4 protein-coding genes are annotated in these 6359 nt (G+C 72.5%); 1 reads left to right on the top strand and 3 read right to left on the bottom strand.

The features are described 5' to 3' along the window. Positions 1-54: 54 nt before the first annotated feature. Together GPJ59_RS32090 and GPJ59_RS32085 are read right to left on the bottom strand one after the other, a co-directional pair. Positions 55-2325, bottom strand: coding sequence for a Tex family protein (locus tag GPJ59_RS32090; protein WP_308120604.1), 2271 nt, complete (start codon positions 2323-2325; stop codon positions 55-57). Between the two features lie 228 nt (positions 2326-2553). Then, positions 2554-3423 carry an SCO6745 family protein gene (locus tag GPJ59_RS32085; protein WP_219671436.1) on the bottom strand — a complete coding sequence of 290 codons (870 nt, stop codon included), beginning with the start codon at positions 3421-3423 and terminating at the stop codon, positions 2554-2556. Positions 3424-3603: 180 nt separating this feature from the next. On the opposite strand from GPJ59_RS32085, the gene GPJ59_RS32080 reads away from it, so the two are divergent. Further along, positions 3604-5136 (top strand): M1 family metallopeptidase, encoded by a 1533-nt coding sequence (locus tag GPJ59_RS32080; RefSeq protein ID WP_219671435.1) that lies wholly within the window; start codon positions 3604-3606, stop codon positions 5134-5136. Between the two features lie 31 nt (positions 5137-5167). Here the strand turns inward: GPJ59_RS32080 and GPJ59_RS32075 are convergent, their stop codons facing one another. Next, positions 5168-6124 carry an oxygenase MpaB family protein gene (locus GPJ59_RS32075; protein ID WP_219671434.1) on the bottom strand — a complete coding sequence of 319 codons (957 nt, stop codon included), beginning with the start codon at positions 6122-6124 and terminating at the stop codon, positions 5168-5170. Between the last annotated feature and the right edge of the window lie 235 nt (positions 6125-6359).

Raw genomic sequence — 6359 nt, 5'->3', positions numbered from 1 at the left:
CGACTGATACTCCGCAGTCCACAGAGTCCGACACCCGTACGATCGTCGGCGGCGTCAGAGGTGTTGAAGATACAGGTCCTGGCGGTCCTGGCGGTCCTGCCGCTGCCGCGGCGCGCCGCCGGCCGGGCGGTCGGCGCCCGTCTCGTCGTCCAGGCGCAGGGTCAGGGAGATCCGCTTGCGCGGGATGTCCACGTCCATGACCTTCACGCGGACGATGTCCCCCGGCTTGACCACGTCGCGCGGGTCCTTGACGAAGGTCTTCGACATCGCCGAGACGTGCACCAGGCCGTCCTGGTGGACGCCGATGTCCACGAACGCCCCGAAGGCCGCGACATTGGTGACGACGCCCTCCAGGACCATCCCGGCGGCCAGGTCGCCGATCTTCTCCACGCCCTCCTTGAAGGTCGCCGTCCGGAACGCCGGACGCGGGTCACGGCCCGGCTTCTCCAGCTCGCGCAGGATGTCCGAGACGGTGGGCAGGCCGAAGGCCTCGGTGACGAAGTCCTCGGGCCGCAGGGAGCGCAGCACGCCGGTGTTGCCGATCAGCGCGGCGACCTCGCCGCCCGCCTTCCTGCCCATGGCGCGGACGACCGGGTACGCCTCCGGGTGCACGCTGGAGGCGTCCAGCGGGTCGTCGCCGCCGCGGATCCGCAGGAAGCCCGCGCACTGCTCGTACGCCTTGGGGCCGAGCCGGGCGACGTCCTTGAGGGCCTTGCGGCTGCGGAAGGGGCCGTTGGCGTCGCGGTGGGCGACGATGTTCTCGGCGAGGCCGCCGCTGATCCCGGACACCCGGGCGAGCAGCGGGGCGGAGGCGGTGTTGACGTCCACGCCGACGCCGTTGACGCAGTCCTCGACGACCGCGTCGAGGGAGCGGGAGAGCTTCACCTCGGACAGGTCGTGCTGGTACTGGCCCACACCGATCGACTTCGGGTCGATCTTGACCAGTTCGGCGAGCGGGTCCTGGAGGCGGCGGGCGATGGACACGGCGCCGCGCAGCGACACGTCGAGGTCGGGCAGCTCCTGGGAGGCGAAGGCCGAGGCGGAGTACACGGAGGCGCCGGCCTCGGAGACCATCACCTTGGTCAGCGTCAGCTCGGGGTGGCGGGCGATCAGGTCGGCGGCGAGCTTGTCCGTCTCGCGGGAGGCGGTGCCGTTGCCGATGGCGACCAGCTCGACGCGGTGCTCGGCGGCGAGCCGGGCGAGCTTGGCGATCGACTCGTCCCAGCGGTTGGCGGGCACGTGGGGGTGGATCACGTCCGTGGCGACGACCTTGCCGGTGGCGTCGACGACGGCGACCTTGACGCCCGTACGGAAGCCCGGGTCGAGGCCGAGGGTGGCGCGGGTGCCGGCGGGCGCGGCCAGCAGCAGGTCGCGCAGGTTCGCGGCGAAGACCCGGACGGCCTCGTCCTCGGCGGCCTGGCGCAGCCGCAGCCGCAGGTCGATGCCGAGGTGCACCTGGATCTTCGTACGCCAGGCCCAGCGGACGGTGTCGGCGAGCCACTTGTCGCCGGGGCGGCCGCGGTTCGCGATGCCGAAGCGGCTTGCGACGATCGTCTCGTACGAGGAGGGGCCGGCCGGTGTCACGCCGGACTCCTCGGGCTCCTCGGGCTCCAGGGTGAGGTCGAGCACGTCCTCCTTCTCGCCGCGGAGCATGGCGAGGACGCGGTGCGAGGGCAGCGCCGTGAAGGGCTCGGCGAAGTCGAAGTAGTCGGCGAACTTGGCGCCGGCCTCCTCCTTGCCCTCGCGCACCTTCGCGGCGAGCCGGCCCCGGCCCCACATGCGTTCGCGGAGCTCGCCGATCAGGTCGGCGTCCTCGGCGAACCGCTCGGTGAGGATGGCGCGGGCGCCCTCCAGCGCGGCGGCCGGGTCCGTGACGCCCTTGTCGGCGTCGACGAACGCGGCCGCGGCGGCGGCCGGCTCGACGCCGGGATCGGCCAGCAGGCCCTCGGCCAGCGGCTCCAGGCCCGCCTCTCGGGCGATCTGCGCCTTGGTGCGCCGCTTGGGCTTGAAGGGCAGGTAGATGTCCTCCAGGCGGGCCTTGGTGTCGGCGGCCCTGATCCGGGTCTCCAGCTCGGCGTCGAGCTTGCCCTGCTCCCGCACGGACTCCAGGATCGAGGCGCGCCGGTCCTCCAGCTCGCGCAGATACCGCAGCCGCTCCTCAAGGGTGCGCAGCTGGGCGTCGTCGAGCATCTCGGTCGCTTCCTTGCGGTAGCGCGCGATGAACGGCACGGTGGAACCGCCGTCGAGCAGCTCGACGGCGGCCTTGACCTGCCGCTCCCGTACGCCGAGTTCCTCGGCGATCCTGCCTTCGATGGACGTCGTCACTGATCCGGTCCTGCCTTCGTCTCCTGCGGGAAGGCTGTCATTGTGGCAGGTGGGGGTGACAGGACCGGATAAGCACAGCCGATTTCGTCGCGGCCGGATCGCGGCCAGGCCGGCGGTCACGTCCCGGTCGGGCCGCCGTCACGCCGCCGTCAGGCCGCGGGGAGGCCGGCGGTCAGGCCGCGGGGAGGCCGGCGCTCACGCCGCGGTCCCGTCGCGCTCACGTCGCGCTCAGGCCTTGCCGAAGAGGTCGGCGGGGAAGGCCCCGCCGGCGATCGCCCGGCCCACGAAGCCGCCGCCCAGCTCGGCGAGGCGGGCGAGGCCGTCCGCGCCCAGGTGCTCGTACGGGGCGGCGTCGAGCCGGTCGGTCTCCGTCTCCACCCGCTCGCGCAGGGCCACGCCGTCCTCGGTGAGCTCGCCGTCGGCGTCGAGCAGGCCGCGCTCGCGCAGCCGCCGCTTGGCCGCGTCGAGGTCCTCCTCGGTCCAGCCCCGGGTGGCCTGGAGCCATTTCCCGGACATGCCGCGGCCGGTGGCGCTGTGGCTGACGAGCGCCTCCAGCGGGTCGAGTCCGGCGGTCAGCAGCGCGGTCAGGTGGCCGTCACCCCGGTGCTCGCGCAGCAGGGTGGTGGCGTGCCACAGCCGCAGGTGCGGCTCCTCGGGGACGGGCACGTCGGCGTGGGCGGAGTAGAGGGGCCGGGCGTGCCGGGTGCAGGCCTCGGTGGCGCGCAGGGCGAGTTCGGCGGCCTCGGCGAGCTCGGCGGAGGCGATGGCCTCCTCGCCGAGCAGCCGGCGCAGGGTGGCGTCGGCGGCGCGGTAGCGGGCGGCGATCGCCTCCTGGGGGCTGATGGTGTCCCAGACGGCGGGCAGATGACGCGCGAGGTGCTCGTGGCTGTAGTTGTAGAACGTCGCGGCGACCACCCCGGCGCCGACGGCGCCCATCGCCGCGGCCCGGGCCGCGAGGTTGGCCGTGGTCCTGTTCTCGACGCCGAGGGCGGCGAACTCCCTGACGGTGTCCGGCGAGAAGTAGACGGTGGCGTGCAGCGGGTTGACGGCGGTGTGCCATGCGTGGCGGGCGGCCTTCGGAGGAATCGTCATCGTCATGCGACGCATACTAAGCGACTGCTTGGTACGTCGACCAGGCCTGGCAAGAGGCCGCGACTGCTCCAAGATCATGACGGCCGAATGGCGATCGTGTGACAGGAGGGGCCATGGACATGACTGGGGCCGCCAGGCGTGAATACGGTCGAACACCAACAGCCTCCCCTACCCCTTGGAGCATGCGTGTACCGCAGAGCGATCGCCCCGAGCGTGCTGGCCGCGTCCCTCCTGCTGGTGATCCCGGCGTCGGCGGCGAGTTCGGTTCCGGGCGCCCCGGGCATCGGCGACCCTTACTACCCGGCCAGCGGCAACGGCGGATACGACGTCTCCCACTACGACCTCCGCCTCAAGTACGAGCCCAAGACCGACCTGCTGGAGGGCACGGCCACCCTGCTCACCACCGCCGAGCAGGACCTCTCCCGCTTCAACCTGGACTTCGGCCTCGACGTCAGCGAGGTCCGGGTGGGCGGCGTCAAGGCCAAGTTCGCCAGGAGCGGCACCCAGGAGCTGGAGATCACCCCGGCCTCCCCGCTCCGGCGCGGCAAGCAGACGGCCGTGGTCGTCAAGTACGCGGGCAAGCCCTCGCAGTTCAAGGTCGACGGCTGGAGCGCCTGGCACCGCACACCGGACGGCGGAGTGGCGGCGCAGGAGCCGGATTCGGCCATCTGGTGGTTCCCGAGCAACGACCACCCGCTCGACAAGGCCACGTTCGACGTCTCGGTGAGCGTCCCGGACGGCACCCAGGCCATCAGCAACGGCGTGCTCCAGTCGCAGAGTTCGCGGCTGGGCTGGACCCGCTTCAACTGGCGCTCCAACAAGCCGCAGGCCACGTACCTGGCGACCCTGGCCATCGGCAAGTTCGACATCACCACGGACACGACCGCGAACGGCCTGCCGATCGTCAACGCCTACAGCAAGGACCTCGGCGACAACGCGGGAGCCGCCCGCGCCAGCATCGAACGCACCGGTGAGGTCACCGAGTGGCTGGAGGGCGTGTTCGGCCCGTACCCCTTCAACGCGCTGGGCGGCTACGTCCCGAACGTCACCAGCGGCTACGCGCTGGAGACGCAGACCCGGCCGTTCTACAGCCCGCGCCAGTTCGCCAATGGTGCCAACGTCTCGGTCGTCGTGCACGAGCTGGCCCACCAGTGGTACGGCGACAGCGTCTCCGTCGACGGCTGGAAGGACATCTGGGTCAACGAGGGCTTCGCCCGCTACGCCCAGTGGCTGTGGTCGGAGAAGGAGGGCGAGGGCACCGCCCAGGAGCTCGCCGACTGGGCCTGGTCGACCCGGCCCGCCGAGGACCCCTTCTGGCAGGTCAAGCCGGGTGACCCGGGTCCGGACAACCAGTTCCACATCGCCGTCTACGACCGGGGCGCGATCGCCCTCCAGGCGCTGCGCAACGAGGTCGGCGACGAGAAGTTCTTCCAGATCCTGAAGGGCTGGCCGGCCGAGCGGGCGTACGGGAACGCCAAGGTCGGCGACTTCGTCCGGTACGCCGAGAAGATCTCCGGCAAGCCGCTGGCCGAGCTGTTCGAGACCTGGCTCTACACGGCGGGCAAGCCGGCCGCGCCGTCCCCCAAGTCGCCGGCCGCCACGGCGCGTTCGCTGTCGGCGCCGACGCAGCAGGTGGAACCCCGGTCCTGGAAGAAGATCGCCGGCACGAACACGGTCCACGACCACGGCGGCCAGGTCCACGACGGCCACGGCCACTGACGGTCGGAGCGCTGCGGCCGGAGCGCCGCGGTCAGAGCGCCCCGCGCGCCGGCACCCCTCCCCGGGTGCCGGCGCGCCACCGCGCCCGCGCCTCGCGCGCGATCGGCAGGTAGCGCAGCCGCTCGGGCAGCAGCGGTACGAGGATCCGCACGGCCGTGCTGAACCGCCTCAGCCTGCGCTCCTGCGCGGGGCTCCACTCCAGCCCGACGGCGGCGCGGGCCTCGAACGGCATGTACCCGGCGGTGACGAAGGCCCGGAAGCGCAGGAACAGCACCCGCAGCACGGGCCACGTCAGCCGCAGCAGCAGCCGTACGGGCAGGGAGCCGCCCTGCGGCCGGGGCAGGGGCACGTCGGTGGCCACCAGCTCGCGGGCGACCGCGGTGGGCTCGATCTCCTCGGCCAGCATCCGGTGGTAGTAGGGCCAGTACTCCTCGATGGTCTGCGGCATGTCCCGGTCGTGCAGGCCGAGGATCCGGCCGACCTGGAGCCACTCCCGGTAGAGCTGCCGCTCCTGGGCGGGGGTGAAGGGGCGCAGCAGGTAGCGGCCCGCGTACCGGTAGATCGGGAAGCCGGTGGCGTGCACCCAGGCGTAGCACGAGGGGTCGAGGGCGTGGTAGCGGCGGCCCCGGGTGTCGGTGCCCTGGATCTCCCGGTGCAGCCGGCGCACCCGGCGCCCCTCCTCCGCGGCCTGCTCCCCGCCGTACACCCACAGCTGCACGGAGCGCAGCGAGCGCTCGCCGCGGCCCCAGGGATCGGTACGGAACACCGAGTACGTGTCGACGCCGGCGGCGATGGCCGGGTGGGCGACCTGGAGGGTGAAGGCGGCGGGCAGCATCAGCAGCTGCCGGACGTCCCCGGCGATCGTCCACAGCACCCCGCCGGGCGGGGGCGGTTCGGGCTCGGCGCGCCGCCGCCCGGCCTCGCCGCGCCCGGGGCGCGCGGGGCGCGTGGGCTGCTGCTGCGAGGCGGGACGGTTCGTCTTCTCCATGGTCCCAGTATGCGCGGCAGCGGCCGGAAGACGGCCGTGGGGCTGCTGTGAAGCGGCTTTGAAGCGGCTTTGAAGCGGCTGTGAAGCGGTCGGCGCCGGACGTCCGCGCTCCCGTCAGAAAGTCTTGTCGCGGGTGTTACCCAGAGGTAACTGCGGCTGCTTTGATGGCGCCCGTCGATCTCTCCCCACAGGTCACTGGAGACCCCATGCCGTTCTCCCTCGCCCGCGGCAAGGC

Origin of the sequence: Streptomyces bambusae (genome assembly GCF_019400985.1) — a bacterium.
In the GTDB taxonomy this organism is placed as follows: Bacteria; Actinomycetota; Actinomycetes; order Streptomycetales; family Streptomycetaceae; genus Streptomyces; species Streptomyces bambusae_A.
This window is presented reverse-complemented; position numbering and strand designations above follow the sequence as displayed.